This is a genomic window from Streptomyces sp. NPDC006435 (genome assembly GCF_040612315.1).
Classification (GTDB): domain Bacteria; phylum Actinomycetota; class Actinomycetes; order Streptomycetales; family Streptomycetaceae; genus Streptomyces.
Genome location: NZ_JBEXPY010000016.1, coordinates 127186 through 150330, shown reverse-complemented (window position 1 = coordinate 150330; position 23145 = coordinate 127186). Strand labels below are relative to the sequence as shown.

General features: G+C 75.2%; 16 protein-coding genes and 2 pseudogenes. 4 read left to right on the top strand and 14 right to left on the bottom strand.

Features of this window, described 5'->3' with window-relative positions; all coding sequences use genetic code 11:
• Window positions 1-301 (bottom strand): annotated as a pseudogene (locus ABZZ04_RS18160) (cytochrome); the annotation flags it as partial.
• 319 nt (window positions 302-620) lie between these two features.
• Entirely contained in the window at window positions 621-1187 is a 567-nt protein-coding gene (locus ABZZ04_RS18155) for a DUF1707 and FHA domain-containing protein (RefSeq protein WP_356933208.1), read from the bottom strand.
• Window positions 1188-1399: 212 nt separating this feature from the next.
• Here ABZZ04_RS18155 and ABZZ04_RS18150 point away from each other — a divergent pair, with 212 nt between their 5' ends.
• Window positions 1400-2353: a GNAT family N-acetyltransferase gene (locus ABZZ04_RS18150; protein ID WP_356933207.1), complete on the top strand. Its 954-nt coding sequence runs from the start codon at window positions 1400-1402 to the stop codon at window positions 2351-2353.
• A 28-nt stretch (window positions 2354-2381) separates the two neighbouring features.
• On the opposite strand, the gene ABZZ04_RS18145 is transcribed toward ABZZ04_RS18150, so the two are convergent.
• Window positions 2382-3446 (bottom strand): alpha-L-fucosidase, encoded by a 1065-nt coding sequence (locus ABZZ04_RS18145; protein WP_356933206.1) that lies wholly within the window; start codon window positions 3444-3446, stop codon window positions 2382-2384.
• A 79-nt stretch (window positions 3447-3525) separates the two neighbouring features.
• Window positions 3526-4887 carry a GH1 family beta-glucosidase gene (locus ABZZ04_RS18140; RefSeq protein WP_356933205.1) on the bottom strand — a complete coding sequence of 454 codons (1362 nt, stop codon included), beginning with the start codon at window positions 4885-4887 and terminating at the stop codon, window positions 3526-3528.
• Between the two features lie 181 nt (window positions 4888-5068).
• On the opposite strand from ABZZ04_RS18140, the gene treZ reads away from it, so the two are divergent.
• On the top strand, window positions 5069-6859 hold the full coding sequence (gene treZ / locus ABZZ04_RS18135; RefSeq protein WP_356933204.1) for a malto-oligosyltrehalose trehalohydrolase: 1791 nt from the start codon (window positions 5069-5071) through the stop codon (window positions 6857-6859).
• A 69-nt stretch (window positions 6860-6928) separates the two neighbouring features.
• Here treZ and ABZZ04_RS18130 read toward each other — a convergent pair whose 3' ends face one another.
• The 4 genes and pseudogenes from ABZZ04_RS18130 to ABZZ04_RS18115 form a co-directional block, all read right to left on the bottom strand.
• On the bottom strand, window positions 6929-8056 hold the full coding sequence (locus tag ABZZ04_RS18130) for an aminopeptidase P family protein (protein WP_356933211.1): 1128 nt from the start codon (window positions 8054-8056) through the stop codon (window positions 6929-6931).
• Window positions 8057-8185: 129 nt separating this feature from the next.
• Window positions 8186-8806 (bottom strand): annotated as a pseudogene (locus tag ABZZ04_RS18125) (nucleoside/nucleotide kinase family protein); the annotation flags it as partial.
• 69 nt (window positions 8807-8875) lie between these two features.
• Window positions 8876-9535 carry a response regulator transcription factor gene (locus ABZZ04_RS18120; protein ID WP_356933203.1) on the bottom strand — a complete coding sequence of 220 codons (660 nt, stop codon included), beginning with the start codon at window positions 9533-9535 and terminating at the stop codon, window positions 8876-8878.
• Window positions 9523-10752: a sensor histidine kinase gene (locus tag ABZZ04_RS18115; protein WP_356933202.1), complete on the bottom strand. Its 1230-nt coding sequence runs from the start codon at window positions 10750-10752 to the stop codon at window positions 9523-9525. Before ABZZ04_RS18115 ends, ABZZ04_RS18120 begins: the two co-directional genes overlap by 13 nt.
• A gap of 173 nt (window positions 10753-10925) precedes the next feature.
• Between ABZZ04_RS18115 and ABZZ04_RS18110 the strand changes: the two genes are divergently transcribed.
• Both ABZZ04_RS18110 and ABZZ04_RS18105 read left to right on the top strand, forming a co-directional pair.
• Window positions 10926-11633 (top strand): ABC transporter ATP-binding protein, encoded by a 708-nt coding sequence (locus ABZZ04_RS18110; RefSeq protein WP_356933201.1) that lies wholly within the window; start codon window positions 10926-10928, stop codon window positions 11631-11633.
• Window positions 11634-11758: 125 nt separating this feature from the next.
• Window positions 11759-14317 carry an ABC transporter permease gene (locus ABZZ04_RS18105; protein WP_356933200.1) on the top strand — a complete coding sequence of 853 codons (2559 nt, stop codon included), beginning with the start codon at window positions 11759-11761 and terminating at the stop codon, window positions 14315-14317.
• Window positions 14318-14378: 61 nt separating this feature from the next.
• On the opposite strand, the gene ABZZ04_RS18100 is transcribed toward ABZZ04_RS18105, so the two are convergent.
• From ABZZ04_RS18100 to ABZZ04_RS18075, 6 genes are all read right to left on the bottom strand, one after another.
• Window positions 14379-15311, bottom strand: a complete 933-nt coding sequence (locus ABZZ04_RS18100; protein ID WP_356933199.1) for a LysR family transcriptional regulator — start codon at window positions 15309-15311, stop codon at window positions 14379-14381.
• A gap of 100 nt (window positions 15312-15411) precedes the next feature.
• Entirely contained in the window at window positions 15412-16608 is a 1197-nt protein-coding gene (locus tag ABZZ04_RS18095; RefSeq protein ID WP_356933198.1) for a glycine C-acetyltransferase, read from the bottom strand.
• A gap of 92 nt (window positions 16609-16700) precedes the next feature.
• On the bottom strand, window positions 16701-17729 hold the full coding sequence (tdh, locus tag ABZZ04_RS18090) for an L-threonine 3-dehydrogenase (protein ID WP_356933197.1): 1029 nt from the start codon (window positions 17727-17729) through the stop codon (window positions 16701-16703).
• 266 nt (window positions 17730-17995) lie between these two features.
• A complete protein-coding gene (locus ABZZ04_RS18085) occupies window positions 17996-20116 on the bottom strand; it encodes a bifunctional serine/threonine-protein kinase/ABC transporter substrate-binding protein (RefSeq protein WP_356933196.1) in 2121 nt (706 codons plus the stop codon).
• 6 nt (window positions 20117-20122) lie between these two features.
• On the bottom strand, window positions 20123-22261 hold the full coding sequence (locus ABZZ04_RS18080) for a bifunctional serine/threonine-protein kinase/ABC transporter substrate-binding protein (protein WP_356933195.1): 2139 nt from the start codon (window positions 22259-22261) through the stop codon (window positions 20123-20125).
• A gap of 6 nt (window positions 22262-22267) precedes the next feature.
• Window positions 22268-23047, bottom strand: coding sequence for a hypothetical protein (locus ABZZ04_RS18075; RefSeq protein WP_356933194.1), 780 nt, complete (start codon window positions 23045-23047; stop codon window positions 22268-22270).
• Window positions 23048-23145: the final 98 nt, after the last annotated feature.

Below are 23145 nucleotides of genomic sequence, written 5' to 3'. Positions count from 1 at the left end.
GCCGGCCGGGGGCGCACTGCGGGCCGCCGTGGCAGAGCCCGAGGGGCGCGGGGCCGCCGCCCGGTGCGGCGTCGTGCGGGAAGCCGGTGAACCGGGGGTCGGTGAGGGCGGTGGCCACGTCCGCGTACCGGCTGACCAGCCAGGCGCCCAGGGGCGCGTCGTAGACCAGCGGGTGCTCCTCGCGCAGGACGCGGTACAGCCGGTGCGGGTCGTGCGCCGTTTCGGGGGCGAGCAGGCCGGGGCCGTGGGCCGTGCGGCCGGGGGCCGGGGCGGGTATGCCTTGCGGCGCGTCGGCCTGCATCCGTACCCCCGGGGCTCAGGGCGCCGGTGTGCGGCGCGGTTTCCCACCAGGGGACCACCGGCCCGGACGCGGCGCAGTCGGAGTACGGCCGTCCGGGTGATCCCGGCTCCGGGGCCGTGGCGTGCCGGGGGCGCCGGTGACGGGGCGTCCGGTCGCCGAAGTCGCGGGCGGCGGCGCGCCGTTCGTACCGCCACCGGTGGAACCGCCGTTCCCCTACGGGCACTTCGCGACGGGTCCGGCCGGGCGGGATCCGGCGGACCGGCTCACCGGCGGCGGGCGGGCCGACGGGGCGGGGCGGGCCGGTCCGGCGCGCCGGTGCTCAGGCGGGCGGGCCGGCGGCGGGTACGGAGAGGCGGAAGCTCATCTGCCCGAAGCTCACCTGGTCCCCCTCGCGGACCGGGACCGTGCCGATGACCCGCTGCCCGTTGACGCAGGTGCCGTTGGTCGAGCCGAGGTCGCGCAGCAGCCACCGGCCGTCCCGCACGGTGAGTTCCGCGTGGAGCCGGGAGACGGTCTCGTGGTTGAGCCGCAGGCCGTTGCCCGGGTCGCGGCCGATGAGCAGGGGGTGCGGGCTCGGGGCGGGCAGCAGGAGCTTCGGGAGCCGTTCGGTCTGCCAGACGCGGCGCACCCGGCCGGGGAAGCCGGACACCCCGCCCACCACCCGGAGTATCCGTCGCGACCAGCGGCCCCCGCCCTCCAGGTCGGCGGTGAGCGGCTCCAGGTCCTCGGGGCGCCGGGCGGTGAGGGCCAGTTCCATGCGTCGCATGAAGGTGTCGTGGGACAGCTTGCCCTGTGCGGCGCCGTCTCTGAGTACGCCGAGGACACGGTCGCGCTGGGCGTCGGACAGCCGCACGGGATACGTGTGGGACTCGAAGGGGGACGTCACGGGACCAATTGTCGGCCCGACCGCCCCGGGGTGTCCAGAACGGTCCCGCTTCCCGTCCCGACCTGCGCCCCTGCCTGCGTCCGGACCCGTGTGCCGGGCCGGGAGGGACCGCTCCGGAATTCCCGCGCGGAGTCCGGGGGCGGTTGCTAGTGTCTGCCGCCGCAAGCCGTCGGGCGCCCGCCGGACGGCCCTTCGCCCTTCGAGGAGACCGTGTGCCCCCTGCTCCGCAGGAACTGATCGTCCGCCCGCTCGCCGGTCCGCAGGAGCTCGGACTCTTCCGGCAGCTCACGTACGTGCTCGACCACGAGCTCGCCGACGACCTGGAGAGCGGGCGCCGCCTCCCCGGGTGGATGTGGGTGGCGCTGCGCGGCGACCGCGTGGTGGCGCGGCTCGCGTGGTGGGGCCGGGCCGGGGGTCCTCCGCTGCTGCTCGACTTCTTCGACCTCGACGACACCCTGCCCGAGCCCGAGCGCGGCGAGGTGGGCCTGCGGCTGCTGGAGACGGCGACGGCGGCGGTCGTCCCGGCCGGGACGGAGCGGCCCGAGTACGGGCGGTTCGTCCCGCCGGACTGGCGCGAGGACGCGGCGGTGCGCGAGGTCGTCGAGGCCCGGATGCGGGTGATGGAGCGTTCCGGCGCACGGCTGCTGGTCGAGCGGCTGCGCCTGGAGTGGCGTGCCGGTACGCCGGTCCCGGCCGACGGCGGCCGGCTGCGGTTCCGCCCGGTCGAGGGGCGCGAGGACCTCCTCGCGCTGATGACCCCGGTGATGGAGGGCACCCTCGACGCCCACGGGCAGGCCGACCTGGCGTCCGGGCTCGGCGCCCGCGAGGCGGCCGAGAAGCACTACGACGAGGAACTGGCGGGGTACACGACGCCTCGGGAGTGGTGGCGCGTCGCCGAGCTCCCGGACGGCGAACCGGTCGGGTTCGTGATTCCGGCGCGCAACGCCTACAACCCGATCATCGCCTACATCGGGGTGCTGCCCTCCCGGCGCGGCCACGGCTACATCGACGACATCCTCGCCGAGGGCACCAGGGTGCTGGCCGCGCAGGACGGCGTGGAACGCATCCGGGCCGCCACCGACCTCGGCAACGTCCCGATGGCGAGGTCCTTCGCCCGCCTCGGGTACGTGAACTTCGAGCGCTCCTTCGACATGGTCTGGGACTGAAGGACCGGCCGGGGCGGGGCGCCCCGGGTCACTCCCCCGCCGTCGCGGCGGCCCGGGAGCGCCCGGAGCACTCCGCCAGCCAGTCCAGGCGGAGCCGCTGTTCGGCGGGGATCGTCGCGTCCTCGCCGCGCGGGCCCACGGTGAGCAGCAGGTTGCCGCGGGCGGCGGCGGTGTCGCGGACCAGTGCCTCCAGTTCCTCCCGGCGGAGGAACGCCCCGGGCGATGCGGCGCGGTTGTGGCCGGCGCCGGGGCCGATGTCGCGGACGGTCCCGCGCACGGCCGGCCCGCCGTCCCCGGTTCCGGCGCGGCGCGCCCACCGCTCGTACAGCGTCCCGGCGCCGGGCAGCCGCAGTGCGTGCCGGACCGGCGGGGCCGGTACCGGGTGGTCGACGACGCCGTGCGGGACGGTGAACCGGTGGTAGTCGACGAGACGCCGGGCGTCGATGCGGGTGCCGGGCCAGAAGAGGTCGGTGCGCAGGACGTCGGGCCGGTAGCGGCGGGTCAGTTCGCGCAGCTGGGCACTGGCGTAGTCGGGGTAGGCGCCGCGCGGGACCGCCCGGACGAGGTCGGCCGGGCCTGCGACGGGGCGGCCGTCGAAGGTCCGGTCGAGCCCGACGGAGTAGTGGACGCCGAAGCGCATCCCCTCGGCCCGTACCGCTTCGGCGAACTCGCCGGCCACGTCGCGCCTGGTGTGCCAGCCGGCCCGGTGCGGGTTGCGGATCGCGGAGGGCCAGAGGCAGAAGCCGTCGTGGTGCTTGACGACGAGCATCGCGTAACGGGCTCCCGCCGCCCGGAAGGCGCGGGCCCATCCGGTGGGGTCCCAGGCGTGCAGGGCGTCGTTGAAGTCGCCCCCGAACGCGGCGTACGGGCGGGTGCCGTAGGTCGCGCGGTGGTGGGCCGAGACGGGGCTGCCGGGGAAGCGGAGCGCGTTCTCGTACCACTCGGCGCGCGACGTCCAGCCGAGCGGCGCGCGGCGTCCCGCCAGGGGGAGTTCGTCCGCCGGGACGTGCGACGGGGCCCAGCCCGGCACGGAGGCGGGCGTCCAGTGCACGAGGATTCCCAGTCCGGCCCGGGACCACCAGGAAGCGACCATGGCGCGAAGTATCGATCATTCCGGGGCCGTTCGTAACCCCCGGCCCCGGAAGCGGGTGCGCAGGGCCGGGTGCGCCGGGTCAGTGTGCCGGGCCGGCCGCCTTCTGCGCGTGGATCAGGTCGCGGTACCAGGCGTACGAGTCCTTGGGGGTCCGGCGCAGCGTCTCGTAGTCGATGTGGACCAGGCCGAACCGCTTGCTGGCGCCCTCGATCCACTCGACGTTGTCGGTGAGTGACCAGGTGAAGTAGCCGCGCACGTCGACGCCCGCGTCGATGGCCGTGCGCAGGGCCCGCAGGTGCCCCTCCAGGTAGTCGATGCGGCGGGTGTCCGCGGCGGGCTCGTCGACGGCGCAGCCGTTCTCGGTGATGTAGAGCGGCGGGAGCCGGTCGCCGAAGCGGCCGTGGAGCTGGACGAGGGTCTCGCGCAGTCCGTCGGGCACCACGGGCCAGCCGAAGTCGGTCTTCTCGTAACCCTCTATCTCCCGGATGCCGAAGGGGAGTTCGGCGGGCATCCGGAAGCCGGAGAAGTCCTCCGGGGCGTCCGCGACGGGAGCGCCGACGAGCGTGGGGCTGTAGTAGTTGACGCCGTACCAGTCGAGCCGGGTGGAGATGGTGGACAGGTCGTCCTCGACCGGGCCCGGCATCAGCGCGGCGATGCTCTCGTCGGGGTAGCGGCCGGTGAGGATCGGGTCGGCGAACATCCAGTTGGTGATCGTGTCGTACAGCTCCGCGCCCTGCCGGTCCTCGTCGGAGTCCCCCGCGGTCCAGACGGGGGTGTGCGAGACGGCGACGCCGATGTTGTCCGCGCCCGCTCCGCGCAGGGCGCGCACGGCCAGACCGTGGGCGAGGAGCTGGTGGTGGGCGGCGGGCAGGGCGTCGAAGAGAAGGGCGCGGCCCGGTGCGTGCTCGCCGAGGGCGTAGCCGAGCAGCGTCACCTCGGCCGGTTCGTTGATGGTGATCCACATCGGTACGCGGTCGGCGAGCCGCTCGGCGACGATCCCGGCGTACTCGGCGAAGCGGTAGGCGGTGTCCCGGTTGAGCCAGCCGCCCTCCTCGTCCAGCGGGAGCGGGGTGTCCCAGTGGTAGAGGGTGGGGGCCGGGGTGATGCCGTGGGCGCAGAGTTCGTCGACGAGGCGGTCGTAGAAGTCGAGGCCCTGCGGGTTGACCGCGCCGCTGCCGCCGGGGACCACGCGCGGCCAGCTGACGGAGAACCGGAAGGCGTCGGCGCCCAGGCCCGCCAGCAGGGCCACGTCCTCGCGGTAGTGCTGGTGGAAGCCGGTGCCGCGGGTGGTGTCGGTGCCGTCCTTGATCCGTCCGGGCTGGGCGGCGAAGGCGTCCCAGCCGGAGGGGCCCTTCCCGTCGGTGTCGACCGCGCCCTCGGTCTGGAACGCGGACGCGGAGGCTCCCCAGAGGAAACCGGGCGGGAACGGCGGCACATTCATCTCGGCCTCCACAGCCGTAAGAGCGAGTGCGTATTGAGCAGAATCTGACGGGGCAATGATCAGAACCAGACCTTAACCGCCGGTAACGGGCTCGATCCAGTGTCATGGGCCGGTGATCGCGGCCGTGCGCCCCGGGCCGGGGCGCGGAACGCGAGGACGGCGACGAGACGAGGAGCGTTGCATGCTGTTCGAGGTATGGGCACCGGATGCGGACTCGGTCGGGCTGCGGCTGGCGGGCGGGCTGCGGGCGATGGAGCGGGACGCCGCGCGGGCCGGCTGGTGGACGGTCGAGGCGCAGGCGTCGGACGGGGACCGCTACGGCTTCGTCCTGGACGGGAACGGGGACGCGAGTGGGGACGGGGGCGCCGGGCGGGTGCTTCCCGATCCGCGTTCGCGCCGCCAGCCGGACGGACCGGACGGTGAGAGCGCCGTCGTCGACCACTCCCTGTTCGAGTGGCGCGACGGCTGGACGGGCCGGGGGCTGCCGGGCGCCGTGCTGTACGAGCTGCACATCGGCACGTACACCGCCGAGGGCACCTTCGACGCCGCGGCCGAACGGCTCGGGCACCTCGCCGAACTGGGCGTCACCCATGTGTCGCTGATGCCGGTCTGCCCGTTCCCCGGTACCCACGGATGGGGGTACGAGGGCGTGTCGCTCTGGGCGGTGCACGAGCCGTACGGCGGGCCGGAGGGGCTCAAGCGCTTCGTCGACACCGCGCACGGTCTCGGGCTCGCGGTCGTGCTGGACGTGGTCCACAACCACCTCGGCCCGTCCGGCAACCACCTCCCGGCCTTCGGCCCGTACTTCACCGAGACCCACCACACGCCGTGGGGCGCGGCGGTCAACCTCGACGCCCCCGGCTCGGACGAGGTGCGGGCGTACCTGCTGGGCAGCGCCCTCGCCTGGCTGCGGGACTACCGGCTCGACGGGCTGCGGCTGGACGCGGTCCACGCCCTGGTCGACGGCCGGGCGCTGACCTTCCTGGAGGAGCTGTCCGCGGCGACGGACGCACTGGCGGCCGAGCTCGGCCGGCCGCTCCCGCTGATCGCCGAGTCCGACCTCTGCGACCCGCGGACCACGACCCCGCGCGAGGCCGGCGGCCTCGGCCTGCACGCCCAGTGGAACGACGACTTCCACCACGCGCTGCACACCGCGCTCACCGGTGAGTCCCAGGGCTACTACGCGGACTTCGCCGCCGCCCCGCTGGCCGCCGTCGCCAAGACCGTGACCCGCGCGTTCTTCCACGACGGGACGTACTCCGGTTTCCGCGGCCGGAGCCACGGCCGCCCCGTCGACGTCGTCAGCACCCCGGCCCACCGCTTCGTCGGCTACGCCCAGACCCACGACCAGATCGGCAACCGGGCCCTGGGCGACCGGCTCTCCGCCACCCTCTCCCCCGGGCTGCTGGCCTGCGCCGCGGCGCTCGTGCTGACCGGGCCCTTCACTCCGATGCTGTTCATGGGCGAGGAGTGGGGCGCCCGCACCCCCTGGCAGTTCTTCACCGACCACACCGACCCGGCCCTCGCCGAGGCCGTCCGCGACGGCAGGCGGCGGGAGTTCGCGGCGCACGGCTGGGCGACGGACCAGGTGCCGGACCCGCAGGACCCGGCCACCCGGAACCGTTCCTGTCTGGACTGGGACGAGCCCGCGAAGGAACCGCACGCCCGGCTGCACGCCTGGTACCGCGAACTGATCACCCTGCGCCGCGCCCTGCCTGACCTCTCCGACCCGGACCTGGCCGCGGTGCGCACCGCCCACGACGAGCGGGCGCGCTGGCTGGCGTACCGGCGGGGCGATCTGCGCGTCGCGGTCAACCTCGCCGGGGAGCCGGCCACGATCCCGCTGGGCGGCGGCCGGCGGTGGGGCGGGGCGGGGCGGGTGGTGGCGGCCTGGGACCCGGTGGCGTCCCCGGGCCGCGACGGCCTGCTGCACCTGCCGCCGGAGTCGTGCGTCGTCCTGGCGGACGGCTGAACGGCTGAACGGCACGCGGCCCCGGGGCGCGGGGCGTCCCGGGGCCCGGCCGATCGGCCGGCCTGCCGGTTACTCGACGATCGCCATGTCGCGCGCGGTGGTGTTGAGGCGGCGGCCGCCGTCCTCGGTCACGGTCACGATGTCCTCGATCCGGACCCCGAACCGGCCCGGCAGATAGATGCCGGGCTCCACGGAGAAGCACATCCCGGGCACCAGCGGCCGTTCCTCGCCCTCGATCATGTACGGCGGTTCGTGGGTGGTGACACCGATGCCGTGGCCGGTGCGGTGGATGAAGCGCTCGCCGTAGCCGAACTCGGTGATGACGGCGCGGGCCGCCCGGTCGATCTCCTGACAGGAGACGCCCGGCCGGACCGCCCGGCAGCCCGCCTCCTGCGCCTCCCGCACGATGTCGTGGACCCGCTGCTCCTCGGCGGTGGGTTCGCCGACGTGGACGGTGCGGGAGGTGTCGGAGCCGTAGCCGTGCTTGAGACCGCCGAAGTCGAGCACCACCATGTCGCCCCGCTCGATGGTGCGGTCGCCCGCCTCGTGGTGCGGGTTGGCGCCGTTCGGCCCCGAGCCGACGACGGTGAAGTCGACCTGGGAGTGCCCGAACCGCTTGAGCAGATCGGCCAGTTCAGCGGCGATGTCGGTCTCCTTGCGGCCCGAGAACCGCACCTTGAGGATCTCCTCGTACGTGGCGTCGGCGGCGGCCCCGGCGGCGGCGAGCCGCTCCAGCTCGTGGGCGTCCTTCACCGCGCGCAGCATCGGCAGGGCCTCGGTGAGGGAGACGTACGAGGTGTCCGGCAGCGCCCGCTGCAGCCCGAGCAGGTGCATCGCCCAGGTGTTGTCGCTGACCCCGAACCGGCCCCGGCCGTCGAGCAGCGGGGCGGTGACGGCGTACGGGTCCTTGCCGTCGGTCCAGTCCCGCAGGGTGAGGGCCGGGGCCCCGACGGCGCCCTCGGCGTCCGGGGCCTCCAGCGTCGGGACGACGAGGACCGGGTCCTGACCGGGGGTGAGGACGAGGACGGTGAGGCGTTCGGTGTTCACCGGCCGGTAGCCGGTGAGGTGCACGAGGTCGGGGCCGGGTGCGACCAGCACGCCCGCGAGCCCGGCCTCGGCGGCGGCGTCGGCCGCCCGCTTCATGCGGGCCCGGTAGTCGTCGGCGGTGAACGGCGCGGGCTGGTTCGGACTGGACATGCGGGATCCTCCTGACGGCGCGACACTGCGTACAGCATCCTGCCCGTCCGCGCCGGTCGACGCGAGTGGGCCCCGGGGCGCCCGGAGGCCGGCGGCCGGGCGCGGCCGGTCCCGCGGGGCGGACCGGACGACGAGGTCCGCCCGGTCGCGGCCCCGCTCGACCAGGCGCGCGTTGGCCTCGTCGGAGTCCGCCACCCAGCGTTCGGCGTACGGGCGGGGCTTCCCGAACCGGACGTGCCGCTCGACGAGCCGCCGCACCCGCCGGGCCCGGTCGAGGTCCAGGTACCACGCCTCGTCGAGCAGCGGGCGCACGCCCGCCCAGTGCCCTTCGTCGTGCAGCAGGTAGTTGCCCTCGGTGACGACCAGCGGGACGTCGGGGGGTACGGGGACGGAGCCGGCGACCGGTTCCTCCAGGGCGCGGTCGAAGTCGGGGGCGTACACGGTGGTGCCCGGCCGCGGGGCGCGCAGGCGGGCGAGCAGGGCCGTGTAACCGGCGGCGTCGAAGGTGTCGGGGGCGCCCTTGCGCCCGGCGCGTCCGAGCCGGACCAGTTCGGCACCGGCGAGGTGGAAGCCGTCCATGGGGACGAGGACGGCGAGCCCGTCGAGCGCCTCGACGAGCCGGGCCGCCAGGGTGGACTTGCCGGCTCCGGGCGGCCCCGCGATGCCGAGGACGCGGCGCCGACCGGGGACGGCGAGTCGGCGGGCGCGGGCGGTGAGTCCACCGAAGTCGCTGAGGTCGCTGAGGTCCATGCGGGGCATTGTGCCGCCGCCGGGAGTCGGGCGGGGTGCCGCGAAGAACCACCCCCGTCGAGGGGGGCGTCAGCGGGCCCCCTTGCCCTCCAAGTAGGCGAGCACCGCCAGCACCCGTCGGTGCACCGTGCCGTCGTCGGGTTCCAGGCGGAGCTTGAGGAAGATCGAGCCGATGTGCTTGCTCACCGCCCGTTCCGTCACCACCAGTTCGGCGGCGATGGTGCCGTTCGCCTTGCCCTGCGCCATCAGTTCCAGGACCTGGCGCTCGCGCGGGGTGAGGCTCTGCAGCGGCTCGGCGGACGCCTTGCGGGTCAGCAGTTGCGTCACCACCTCGGGGTCGAGGGCCGTGCCGCCGGCCGCCACCCGGTCGAGCGCCTGGAGGAACTGGTCGACCCGGCCCACCCGGTCCTTCAGCAGGTAGCCGATGCCCTGGGCGCCCCCGGCGAGCAGCTCGGCGGCGTACGTCTCCTCGACGTACTGCGACAGGACCAGGATGGGCAGCTCGGGCAGCTGCTCGCGGGCGGCGATCGCGGCGCGCAGCCCCTCGTCGCGGAAGGTGGGCGGGAGCCGCACGTCGAGCACGGCCGCGTCCGGCCGGTGCTCCAGCAGGGCGGGCAGCACCTCGGGCCCGGTCGCCGCGTCGGCCACCACCTCGTGGCCCGAGCTGGTGAGCAGCAGGATCAGCCCCTCCCGCAGCAACGCGTTGTCCTCCGCGATCACGATCCGCACGGCAGCTCCACCTCGATCCTCGTCGGCCCCCCGGTGGGGCTGTCGATGCGGGTGGTGCCGTCCAGCGCCGCGACGCGCCGCCTGATCCCGACCAGTCCGCTGCCGGCGCGTTCGTCCGCGCCGCCGTGGCCATCGTCGCCGATGGCCACGCGCAGCGTCCCGGCGGGTCGGTCGATGCGCACGGTCGCGGCCGTGGCGCCGCTGTGCTTGCTGATGTTGGTGAGGGCCTCGGCGATCACGAAGTAGGCGGCGGCCTCGATCGCGGCCGGGAGCCGGCGCCCGTCCTCGACGCCGTCGAGTCCGACGGTCACGGGCACGGCGACGTCACCGGCCAACGCCCGTACCGCTCCTGCCAGTCCACGGTCCGTCAGCACGGGCGGGTGGATGCCGCGCACCACGTGCCGCAGTTCCGCGAGGGCCGCGTCCGCGCCGTCCTGCGCCTCGTCGAGCCGGACCCGTGCGGCGGCCGGGTCGCGGTCGAGGAGCTGCTTGGCGAGGCCGATGCGCATCGACAGGGCGACGATCCTGGCCTGGGCCCCGTCGTGCAGGTCCCGTTCGATGCGGCGCAGTTCGGCGCCGTGCGCCTCCACCGCCCCGGCCCGGCTCTCGGTCAGCTGGGCGATCCGCTCGGTGAGCGCGGCGGACGGCGCCGGGGTGAGCAGCGCCCTGGACCAGCTCGCCGACAGATCGGCGAGCACCCCGTGCAGGGGCAGCAGCCAGCCCCGCCGCACCGGCCGCTCCGTGCCGTACTCGTCGGCCGTCCGGCGGTCCAGCAGATGGACGACGGACAGCCCTATCCCGTCCACCAGGAGCCCCACCGGCCACAGCACCATCGTGAGGTAGCCGAGCACGTTCCCGGCGAGGGCCTGGGCCGGCAGCCAGAGCGCGTCGCGCCGGGCCGTCGGGTCGGCGAGCACCCGTCGCACCCGCTCGGTGACCTCGGTGCTGTCCAGCGGCGGGTACGGGGTGGGCGCGAACGGCACGCCGAGCCGTGCCGCCGCCCGGCGGCGCTCGAACTCCGCGACCCCGCGCAGCGCCTTGGCGGCCTCGGGCAGCGCGGGCAGCCCGACGACGACCGCGGCGAACAGCAGGACCGCCACCACCAGGAACGTGCCCACGTAGGCGGCCAGCCCGATCCCGAGCCCGATGAACAGATAGCGCGACGCGTCCCACGAACGCCGGACGGCGACGGTCAGCGGGGCGGGATCAGTACTCATGGCACCTCACGTTACGGCGGTCCGCCCGCGGTCGGAGTGGGGCCCTCTCCCACACCCGTGGTGGAGTCCGCTGCACCCCTTCCGGGGCACGTGCCCCCTCGTCCGGCCCTCGTCCGGCTCGTAGCTTTTTCGCAGGTCAAGAGGTACGTAACGAGGAAGGAACGGGGTCCACGGTGGACACGGTCACAACGGCACGGGCGACCGCGCTGAGTCTGGAGTCGGTGAGCCGGCGCCACGGGCGGCGCGGGGGCGGGGAGGTCGTCGCGCTCGACGGGGTGAGCTGTACGGTCCCGGCCGGGAGCTTCACGGCGGTGGTGGGCCCCTCGGGGTCGGGGAAGAGCACCTTCCTCCAGTGCGCGGCGGGTCTGGACCGTCCGACGTCGGGGACGGTACGGGTGGCGGGCACCGACCTGGGGTCGTTGTCCGAGGCGGCGCTGACCAGGCTGCGCCGGGACCGGATCGGTTTCGTCTTCCAGTCGCACGCCCTGAATCTGGTGCCGTCGCTGACCATCGAGGAGAACGTGGTGCTGCCGCTGGTGCTGGGCGGCGCCGATCCGGCGGACGGGCGGGTGCTGGAGCGGGGCCGGGCGCTGCTGGGCCGGGTCGGTCTGGCGGGCCACGGCGGCCGGGGGCCCGCGACGCTCTCCGGCGGCCAGCAGCAACGGGTCGCGGTGGCACGGGCGTTGGTCACCGAACCCGATGTGATCTTCGCGGACGAGCCGACCGCTTCCCTGGACCCGGAGTCGGCGGCGCTGGTGCTGGATCTGCTGCGGGACGCGGTACGGGCCGAGGGCCGCACGGTCGTGATGGTCACCCACGACCCGGTCGCGGCGGGCCGGGCGGACACCGTGCTGACGATGGACGGCGGCCGGCTGCGATGAACACGAAAATCTCCACGTCCCGCACGGGCGGGCGAAAGGGCCGCGCCGACGCGCGGGGGCGCCGCGCGAAGGCACCGGGGTCCGGGCCCGAGGAACGGCGGCCCGGCGCAGCGGTGCGGCACGGGATGCGGCGGGCCTCGGCGTTCCTGGCCCGCCGCTCGCTGCGGGCCCATCGCCGGGCCTGGACCGCGGTGTTCGTCGCGGCGGCCGCGGCGGCGGCACTGATCGGTGCGTTCGCCCTCGTGCTCGGTTCGCTGCTGTCGGCGCGGCCGCCGGTGGAGCGGTACGCCGCGGCCGACGCCGTGGTGACGGCCGACCAGCGGGTGACGTACACGGCGAAGCCGTGGGGCAGCGAACCGCAGACCGTGAGCGCGTACCTGTCCGAACGGGTGCGTCTGGACCGCTCCGTGGTGGCGCGGGCCGCCGCGGCCGACGGGGTCGCGAAGGCCGTCGCGGACGACTCGGTCCCCCTGGCCGTGGGTGGCGGCACTGCCGGCGGGATGTCGGCCGTCGGCCGGTCCTGGGCGTCCGCCGAGCTCACCCCGTACCGGCTGACGGCCGGGCGGGCGCCGAGGACCGGGAGCGAGGTGGTCGTCGACCGGGCCGTGGCCACCGCCACCGGGAGCGGTCCCGGCAGCCGGGTGACCCTGCGGGCGGACGGGGCCTTTCGGCCGTACACCGTCAGCGGGGTCGCCGACACCGGTCGCCGGGGCGCCTCCCCCGCCGTCTTCCTCACCGAGCGGCGGCTCACCGACCTGGCCGGCCACCCCGGCACGGTCGACGCCGTCGGCATCGTCGCCGAGCGGGGCGTCCCGGCCGGGGCGCTGCGGGAGTCACTGGCCGGGGCACTGCCCGACCGTGCCCGCGGCGACCGCGGGATCCTGGTCCTCACCGGCCCGGAGCGCGGCCGGGCCGAGCACCTCGACGCGCCCGGCGCACGCGCCGAACTGCTGCCCCTGCTCGCCTCCGTCGCGGCGACCGTCCTCATGGTGGCGCTCCTGGTGATCGCCACCACCATCGCCCAGGCCGTGCACCAGCGGTCCGGCGAACTGGTGCTGCTGCGCGCGGTCGGGGCGACGCCCCGGCAGCTCAGGTCCGCCGTCGGCCGCGAGGCGGGCCGGGTGGCCGGGTACGCCGCGCTGCTGGGCGGCGCCGGTGCCCTGCCGCTGGGGCTGGTGATGCGGTCGCTGCTGGCCACGGACGCGCTGCCGTTGCCCGTGCCGGTGTGGCTGCCGGTCGTGGCGGCCGCCACGGGGGCGGCGCTGATCGCCCTGGCCGCCCGCCCGGTGGCACTGCTCGCGGCCCGGTCCGTCACCCGGGTGCGGCCCGCCGACGCGCCCGGCGCGGCACGGGCGGCCGAACCGGCCGAGCCGGGCCGGTTCCGCACGGTCGCCGGGGCGGTGCTGGCGGTGGCCGGGGTCGGTTCGGCCGGTGCGGCGACGGCGCAGGGCGGGCAGGCGGCGGCGGTGGCCGCCTCGGGCGCGGCGACCTCGCTGATCATCGCGGTGGCGCTGCTCGGCCCGTGGATCGCCCGGGGCGCGACGCGGGTGCTGGGGGCGCCGGTGCGGCGGCTCGGCGGGGCCTCCGGTTTTCTGGCCGCCAGGTCCGCCGCCGCGCACCACCGGCGCCTGGGGGCGGCGATCACCCCGGTCGTGCTGGTCGTCGCCTTCGTCTGCGTGCAGCTGGCGGCGGGTTCGACGCTGGAGCGGGCCGCCGGCCGGGAGGCCGCCGCCGCGCTCCGGGCCGATCTGGTGGCGACCGGGCCGGGTGGGCTGCCCGCCGACGCGGTACGCGCGGTGCGCGGGGTTCCCGGGGTGGCCGCGGCGACCGGTGTGCTGCGGTCCACCGTCGTCCTCGCCCGTCGCGAGCTGGGCGATCCGGTGCTGGACCGGCTGCCCGTGCTGGGCGTGACGGCGGACCGGCTGTCCGGCACCCTCGACCCGGGCGTCACCGCGGGCGACCTGGCGGAGCTGAGGGGCCGCGGCACGGTCGCGGTCGGCGAGGACCGGGCCGCCGACCTGGACATCGGCACCGGCGACACGGTGGAGCTCCGCCTCGGCGACGGGGCCCGGGTCCGGCTTCGGGTGGTGGCGCTCTACGAACGGGCCCTGGGGCTGGGCGAGTTCATGCTGCCGCGCGAGCTTCTGGCCGAGCACGTCTCGGCCCCGTACGACCAGCAGGTCCTGATCCGCTCGGCGGACGGCGGCACGGTACCGGTCCCGGCGTTGCGGCGCGCGCTCGCCCCGTACGCGGGGGCGCGGGTCGGTGCCGCGACGGCGGACGACGTACGGATCGCCCCGCCGGCGTCGGACGGGGACGACGCCCTGGTCGTCATCGGTGTCGGGGTGATCGGCGGCTTCGCGCTGCTCGCCGTGGTCAGCACCCTGTCCCTGATCTCGGTGGGCCGCCGTCCGGAGCTGCGCCTGCTGCGCGTGATCGGCGCGGGCCGCCGCCAGGTGCGGCGGATGCTGGTCCTGGAGACCGGTCTGGTGGCGGTGGCGGGCCTGGCCGTCGGCACGCTGGTCGCGGCGGTCCCGCTGATGGCGTTCGCGGTGTCGACGACCGGTTCGGTGCCGTATCTGCCACCGGCGCACTACGGGGTGCTGGCGCTGGCCGTGACGGTGGCGGCGGGGCTGGGCACGATGTGGCCGGGCACGGCCGGGGGCCGGTACGCCCGCCGGTGAGCCCACGACCGGTTCGGCTCCGGGGCCCGGCCCGCGGCGGGTGCCCCGGGGCCGAACCGGGTCACGAGGACGCGGGCAGCGGCAGCGCGGCCTCCCGGCCCGCGGCCGAGGCCAGCGCGTCGAGGACCGGGGCGATCAGCGGATGCCCCTCCGCCCCGTGCCGCACCGCGGCGAAGACCCGGCGGGTCGGCGCGCTGCCCTGCACCGGCCGCACCACCACCCCCGTCAGTTCCATCCCCCGCAGCGCCGACCGCGGCACCAGCGCCACCCCGGCCCCCGCCCCGGCCAGCGCGACCACCGCCCGGAAGTCGTCCGAGGAGTGCTCCATCCTCGGCTGGAACCCGGCGAACTCGCAGGACAGCACCACCACGTCGTGGCAGGGGTTGCCCGGGTACGGGCCGATCCACGAGTCCTTCTCCAGGTCTGCGATCGCCACCTGCTCCCGGCCGGCCAGCCGGTGCCCCACCGGCAGCACCGCGTCGAACGGCTCGGAGTACAGCGGTACCCGGGTCAGCCGCAGGTCGTCCTCGCCCGGCGCACCCCGGTACTCCACCGCGACCGCCACGTCGACCTGCCGGTCGAGCACCATCGGCACGCTCGCGTCGCCCTCCGCGTCCTGGACCCGGACCCGGATGCCGGGTGCGGTGAGTGTCAGTTCGGCGATCGCGGGGGCGAGGACCAGGCCGATGCCGGTGGCGAACGCGGCGACGGTGACCGTACCGGCGTCCCCCGATCCGTATGCGGCGAGTTCCGCCTCGGCCCGCTCCAGCTGGGCCAGCACCGCGTTGGTGTGGGTCAGCAGGATGTCCCCGGCGGGGGTGAGCCGGGCGCCGCGCGCGCCGCGCTCGACCAGCCGGTGCCCGGTCTCCTGCTCCAGCGCGGCGAGCTGCTGGGAGACCGCGGAGGGGGTGAGGTACAGGGCGGCGGCTGCGGCCGTCACCGTGCGATGGTCCGCCACCGCACGCAGGACGCGCAGCCGCCGTGAATCGATCATGTCCCCATTGTCCCAGGTCACGGAGGTGACCCGGCCGCCCGGCCGAGACCTCGGGCGGATGGGCGGACGGGGCGCCCGGACAGCGGCCCCGTCCGCCCCGTCACTGTTCCCCGAGTGCCGCGCGCGCGTCGATGAACGCGTCCACGGCCCGGTTCACGTCCTCGGTGGAGTGGGCGGCGGAGAGCTGGACGCGGATGCGGGCCGCGCCCTGCGGGACGACCGGGTACGAGAACCCGATCACGTACACCCCGCGCTCCAGGAGCAGCTCCGCCATCCGGCCGGCCTTCGCCGCGTCCCCGATCATGACGGGGGCGATGGCGTGGTCGCCGGGCAGGACGTCGAAGCCCTCCGCGGTCATCCGGGTGCGGAAGAGCTCGGTGTTGGCGTTGAGCCGCTCGCGCAGGTCGCCGGCCGCCTCCAGCAGGTCGAGGACCTTGAGCGAGGCCGCCGCGATGACCGGGGCGAGGGAGTTGGAGAAGAGGTACGGGCGGGAGCGCTGGCGCAGTAGCGCGACGATCTCGGCGCGGGCCGCGACGTAGCCGCCGGACGCGCCGCCGAGCGCCTTGCCGAGGGTGCCGGTGATGATGTCGACGCGGTCCATCACGTCGTGCAGTTCCGGGGTGCCGCGGCCGCCGGGGCCGACGAAGCCGACCGCGTGCGAGTCGTCGACCATGACCATGGCGTCGTGGCGCTCGGCGAGGTCGCAGATCTCGCGCAGCGGGGCGACGTAGCCGTCCATGGAGAAGACGCCGTCGGTGACGACGAGCCGGCGCCGGGCGCCGGACGCCTCCTTGAGCTGCTTCTCCAGGTCCGCCATGTCGCGGTTGGCGTAGCGATAGCGCTGGGCCTTGGACAGCCGGATGCCGTCGATGATGGAGGCGTGGTTGAGGGCGTCGGAGATGACCGCGTCCTCCGGGCCGAGGAGGGTCTCGAAGACACCGCCGTTGGCGTCGAAGCAGGAGGAGTAGAGGATCGTGTCCTCCTGGCCGAGGAACGTGGAGAGCCGCTGCTCCAGCTCCTTGTGGACCTCCTGGGTGCCGCAGATGAAGCGGACCGAGGCCATGCCGTAGCCCCAGCGGTCCAGCGCCTCGTGGGCGGCGGCGATCACCTCGGGGTGGTCGGCGAGGCCCAGGTAGTTGTTGGCGCAGAAGTTGAGCACCTCACCGGGGCGTCCGCCCGCGGTGACGGCGACGGACGCGGACTGCGGGGTGCCGATCACCCGCTCGGGCTTGTGCAGTCCGGCGGCCTCGATCTCCTCGAGGGTGGTGCGCAGGTCGTCGCGTACGGAGTCGAACATGAGGGGTGTCTCCCAGCTGTCTACGGTGGCGTCGTCCGGTCCGGGGGCGGTCGGCCGGTCCGAGGGCGTCGGCCCGGTCCGAGGGGTGTCGGTCAGGAGGTCCAGTCGAGGATGATCTTGCCGCTGCGGCCGCTCGCCGCGTCGTCGAAGGCCGCGTCGAAGTCGCGGTAGTCGTAGCGGCCGGTGATCACGGGGGTGAGGTCGAGGCCGCCCTCCAGGAGCACGGACATGGCGTACCAGGTCTCGTACATCTCGCGGCCGTAGATGCCCTTGATGGTGATCATCGAGGTCACGATCCTGGACCAGTCCACCGCGAACTCCTCGGACGGCAGTCCGAGCATGGCGATGCGTCCGCCGTGCGTCATGTTCGCGATCATGTCGCGCATGGCCTCGGGCCGGCCGGACATCTCCAGGCCGATGTCGAAGCCCTCGCGCAGGCCGAGGCGCCGCTGCCCCTCGGCGATGGTCTCCTCGGCGACGTTCAGGGCGAGGTTGGCCCCGACCTTGCGGGCCAGTTCCAGCCGGGCCTCGCTGATGTCGGTGATGACGACGTTGCGGGCACCCGCGTGCCGGGCGACGGCGGCGGCCATGATGCCGATCGGACCGGCGCCGGTGATCAGCACGTCCTCGCCGACCAGCGGGAACGACAGCGCGGTGTGGACGGCGTTGCCGAACGGGTCGAAGATCGCGGCGACGTCGAGGTCGACGGGGGTGCGGTGCACCCAGACGTTGGACGCGGGCAGGGCGACGTACTCGGCGAACGCCCCGTCCCGGCCGACGCCGAGGCCGAGCGTGGCGCGGCACAGGTGGCGGCGGCCGGCCAGGCAGTTGCGGCACTTCCCGCACACCAGGTGGCCCTCGCCGCTGACCAGGTCGCCGACGTTGATGTCGACGACGTCGGCGCCGGTCGCCGCGACCTCGCCGACGAACTCGTGTCCGAGGACGAGCGGGGTGCGCACGGTCTGCTGCGCCCAGCCGTCGTAGTTGCGGATGTGCAGGTCGGTGCCGCAGATGCCGGTGCGGAGCACCTTGATCAGCACGTCCGAGGGGCCGATCTCCGGCTCGGGCACGTCCATGAGCCAGAGTCCGGGCTCGGCCTTCTGCTTCACGAGTGCCTTCACGGCGGTGGCTCCCTGCGCTGGTACGGCGTTGAGTGCCCCGGGCCGGAGGCGGCCTTGAGCGAGCCTGCGGCCCGGGGAGGAATGAGAGGGACGGGTTCCATGGCAGCGCGCGTCGATCGGCTGCCGCGCACCATCCTCCGCCGTCACGGAGAAATCTGCCGCACCCCGCGCCACAGGTCCATCGAGGTTTTCTTAAACGCGCCCGCAGCTCCGCTTCATGCCCCTGTCCGGTGCACACCCCCCGTCCGGTATCCGGACGGTCCGGCTCATACCTTCAGGTAGGGCCCCAGGAAGCGGGCCCGGCCGTCCTCGACCCGGTAGAGGAATATCCCCTCCTCGAACCGCAGCTGGCGGTCGGGGCGGAAGGACACGGTCCGGGTGATGCCCTTGTGGGTGGTCAGGAAGAGGCGTTGCCCGATGCCTTCGCGTTCCGCCCCGGTGGCGCTGGTGGCGCGGGCCGCGCGGGCGATCAGCCCGACCGCGTCGTACGCCTCGGCGGCCCAGCGGGCGGGCGGTGCCCCGAACCGCTTCCGGTACGCGGCGGTGAACGCCTTCGCGGCCGGGAGCGCCGTCGGGTCGCTGTACGCCTGGGCGAACACCCATCCCTCGGCGGCCTTCCCCGCGCCGTCGAGGAAGGCGGGCGCCAGGACGGACCCGGTGGAGACCCGGCTGCCGGTGAACCCGGCGGCGGCCAGGGCCACCGCGCAGCGGGCGCCCCGGCTCGGGGACGTCGAGGCGAGGACGACGGCGTCCGCGCCCCCGGCGACCACCGCGCGGGCCACCGGGCCGAAGTCGTCGGTGTCCGCCGCGACCCGGTGCTCGGTCACCTTCGAGCCCTCGGGCGGGGCCTCCCGGAAGGTTTTCGTGATCACCCAGGCACCCTCGGGGTCGGCGCCGTCCTCGACGATCGCCGGCCGCCGGGCCGGGCGGACCTGGGACAGATAGCGCAGGATGCCGGTGTCCAGTACGTCGTCGAAGGGGCTGAGCACGCAGAGGGTCTCGACGGCCCCCATCCTGGCGGTGGTGGACCGGGCCGAGACGACGGCCTGGGCGAGGTCGGTCCGCTCGTAGCGCTCGACGACGGCTTCGGCGACGACGTTCCCGGTGGGGCCGACGACGGCCAGCACCTTCGGGTCGGCGGCCAGCCGGTCGGCGACGCGCAGGGCGCGGGCGGGGTCCCCTGCGTCGTCCTCGGCGCGCAGGGCGAGCCGGAAGGTGATGCCGGCGCGGGCGTTGTGGTCGTCGACGGCGAGCTGCATGCCGCGCCGGTGCGCCAGGCCGACCGCCCGGCCGGGGCCGGTGAGGTCGGCGTGCAGGCCGATGGTGTGGACGGGGAGGGCGCGGCGGGGCTCCGTCTCCCCCTCGGTCCCTCGCCCCGCCAGCCAGGCCGCCGTTCCGCCGCCCGCCAGCAGGACCGCGCCGGCGGCCGACGCGGTGAGCAGACGGCGCCGTGAGAGTCGGGGCGGGTCGGGGTCCTCGACGACCGTCGGGGGTTCGGGGACGGGGAGCGCGAGGGCGGTGGCGGAGCGTTCGGCGATCAGGGCGGAAAGCCCCGGCGGCGGCGTCCAGGAGGAGTCGGGGGCGTGTCCGGTGCCGCCGAGCCGTTCCTCGACCTGGCGTGCGGTGGGCCGGTCCGCCGGGTCCTTGGCGAGGCAGGCCTCGACGAGCGGGAACAGTTCGGGCGGCAGGCCGCGCAGGTCCGGTGGCTCGTTCACGGTGCGGAACAGCACGGACGCGGCCCCGTCGTCGCCGAAGGGACGCCGCCCGGTCGCCGCGTGCACCAGGACGCAGCCCAGCGAGAAGACGTCGCAGGCCGGTCCGAGCGGTCCCGCCGACGCCTGCTCGGGGGCGAGGTAGCCGGGGGTGCCGATCACGGCGTCGGTCGCGGTGAGGGCGGTGGCGCCCTCGTGGCGCGCGATGCCGAAGTCGATGAGCCGGGGCCCGTCGAGCGCGAGGAGGATGTTGCCGGGCTTGACGTCGCGGTGGACGAGCCCGGCCCCGTGCACGGCGACGAGGGCGCCGGCCAGCCGGGCGCCGAGGGCCCGGACGGTCGTGACCGGCAGCGGCCCCTCGGCGGCGACGACCTCGGCCAGCGAGGGGCCGGGGACGAACCCGGTGGCGAGCCAGGGTTCACGGGCCTCGGCGTCGGCGCCCGTCACCGGGACCACCCAGGGCCCGGTGACCCGGCGGGCGGCCTCGGCCTCGCGCCGGAACCTGGCCCGGAAGCCGGGGTCGGTGGCGTGCTCGGCGCGGATCACCTTCACCGCGGCCAGCGCCCCGCCGGGGGAACGGGCCAGGTAGACCACGCCCATGCCGCCCGCGCCGAGCCGCACCAGGGTCCGGTACTCGCCGACGGTCCGGGGGTCGTCCGGGGTGAGTGGTCGCATGCCCGGTCAGTTCTCGGTCTGGGGAGCCGGGCCGAGGTAGCGGAACGCGCCGTCGCGGACTCCGTGGAGGTGGGCGGTGATCCCCTTGAGCCGGTAGTCCTCGCCGAAGGCGTAGTCGCGGGAGACGCCCTGGTACGAGGAGGTGGCGATCTTCTTGACGAGGGCGGTCCGGGCGGGGGGCCGGTTCCTCCGGGCGAGGGCGGTGACGGCGGCGAGGACCAGCCCGGCCGCGTCGTACGCCTCGGCGGCCCAGAGGGCGGGGGCGCCGCCGTACTTCTTGCGGTGCGCCGCGGCGAACTCCTTCACGGCGGGAGCCGTCGCACCGACGCAGGGCGAGACGAACTCCCAGCCCTCGGCGGCGGCCCCGGCGTCCGCCAGGAAGCGGGGGCCCATGGCCGTGTGCATGGCCATGCGGGGGCCCTTGTAGGGAGTGGCGGCGAGCGCCCGCGCGGCGCGGGCGGCCCCGGCCTGGTCCCCGGCGTGGAAGAGCGCGTCGCTGCGGTTCGCGAGCAGGTCGTCGACGACCGGGGCGAGGTCGCGGGTGCCGGCGGGCACCACGCGCGGATAGGTGGTCCCGTTGGTGGTGGTGCCGATGATCCGGTTCAGGAAGTAGCCCGCCTGGTACGCGGACTGGCCGCCGGCCCGGTCGAGGAGCACCCCGAGCCGTTGCACGTCGGGCCGGAGCACCAGCCGGTTGCGGATCGGGTACGCCAGCGCGGCGTCGGAGGGGACCGCCTGGAAGAAGGACCTCATGGACCGTACGGCGAAGGTGAGTTGCTGGGACGACACGGTGACGATCGGCAGCATCGCCTCGTCGTAGGTTCCGAGCACCGCGGTGGTGACGGGGTCGTCGGTGGGGCCGACGACGGCGAGCACGTCGCGGTCCCGGGTGAACCGCTCGGCGGCGCGCTTGCCCTCGGCGGCCGTGCCCCGGTCGTCGATCACCTTCACCCGCAGCGTGAACGGCTTGTCCGTACGGGAGTTGAACCGGTCGACCGCGAGCCGCACCCCGCGTTCCTGGGCCCGTCCGACCGCCGCCCGGGGTCCGGACAGGTCGGCCTGCACGCCGATGGTCCAGGTCCGGGGGCCGTCCCCGCCGGATCCGGCGGTGTCGTCGTCGCGCAGCCACTCGCGTACGGCGAAGGCACCACCGCCCGCGACGGCCACCGCTCCGGCCCCCGCGAGGAGGAGCAGCCTGCGCCGGGAGGGGGCCGGGACGACGGTGTCCGCGGCGACCTGGGTGGCGTCGATGCCGGGCAGGGCGAGGATCTCGGCGGACCGGTCGGCGATCAGCCGTACGACGTCCTCGGGCAGCCAGTCGATCGAGCCGTCCGGGGCGTCCTCGGCGATCCGCTCGTCGAGTGCGGCGGCGGTGGGGCGGGCGGCCGGTTCCTTGTCGAGCATGGCGCCGAGCAGGGCGCCCAGTTCGGGGTCGTCGATGCCGTCGAGATCCGGTGCGTCGTGGACGGTGCGGTAGAGCAGGGCGTCCACGGCGCCGCTCCCGAAGGGCGGCCGTCCGGTCGCGGCGTACGCGAGGAGGCAGCCGAGCGAGAAGACGTCACCGGCCGGGCCGACGGCGGCGGCGCCCTCGGTGGCCTGTTCGGGGGCGAGGAAGCCGGGGGTTCCCACCACCAGGTCCGTCGCGGTCAGCGCGGTGGCGTCGGTGATCCGTGCGACGCCGAAGTCGATCAGCCTCGGCCCGTCGGCGCCGAGCAGGACGTTGCCGGGTTTGACGTCGCGGTGGACGAGCCCGGCCGTGTGCACCGCCGCCAGGGCGCGGGCCAGCAGCCGGCCGAGGACCCGGACGCTCCGTGCGGGCAGCGGGCCGCACCGGGCGACCGCTTCGGACAGTGCGGGCCCGGGCACGAACTCGGTGGCCAGCCAGGGGCGTTCGTCCTCCGTGCCGGAGCCGGTCACCCGTACCGCCCAGGGGCTGTCCACCCGGCGCGCGGCCTCGGCCTCGCGGTGGAAGCGGGCCCGGAAGTCGGCGTCCCCCGCGTGTTCGGGCAGGATCACCTTGACGGCGGCCAGCGCCCCGTCGGCGGTCCTGCCGAGGTAGACGGCACCCATGCCGCCGGCGCCGAGGCGCCCCAGCAGCCGGTGTCCGCCGATCCATGACGGGTCCGAGGCCCGCAGCTCCTCCATGCGCCCTCAGCCCTTCTTCTTCCCGACGGCCTGGTGGAGCCGTATCAGCATGGTGCCCTGTGCCTGGGAGCTGAGATCGGTGACCTCTTTGTCCGTCCATCCCTTGGCGCCCTTGGCGGTCACGGCGAAGGTGAACCGGAGGATCTGGTCCTGCTCCCAGAAGTACGGGTGGGGGCCGCCGAGTTCGTTGCTGCGGTACTCGCCGGATTCCATCAGCGAGTCCTCGGAGTTGATCTGGTTGGCCTCGCCCCGGCCCAGGGCTCCCGCGCCGAGTCCGCCGATGAACTCGCCCTGGCGCAACTGCTGCGTCGGGCAGCGCATCGTCTCCTCGATCGATTCGGCCATCTCCCACCGCGCGCCGTCGTCCGTGCGGTGGACGGTCACGATCGCGGCCAGCCGCAGCGGCCCCTTGCCCTTGGCGGCGGGCACCTCGAAGGAGCGGGTGAGGGTGGCGAGGACGCCGCGGCCCGGATCGCCCTGCTGCCACACGCAGTCGTCGCCGAGCACCGGCCAGGAGTCCGGGCCGCTCTCGTACGGGGTGCGCGCGACGACCCCGGGGCCGAAGCTCTCGGGGTCCGCGATGACCTGCCCGATGAGGTCGAGGGCGGCTTTCCGTGTGGTGGGCAGCCGCGCCGGGTCGGCGTCGATGACGGGTTCGGCCGTGGCGCCGGACGACCCCTTCGCGGTGGCGGTGGCCTTCGAGGCGCCCGGCCGCTTCTTCGCCGCGTCCCCGTCCCCTCCGTCGCCCCCGCCGCACGCGGTCGCCAGCAGCAGCGGTACCGCCACCAGGACTCCGTACCCGCGCCACCCGCGTATCGGCCCGCCGCGCACCACGATCGACCACCCCCGTATCCCGAAGTCGCGTCGATCCTATGAGTACGGAA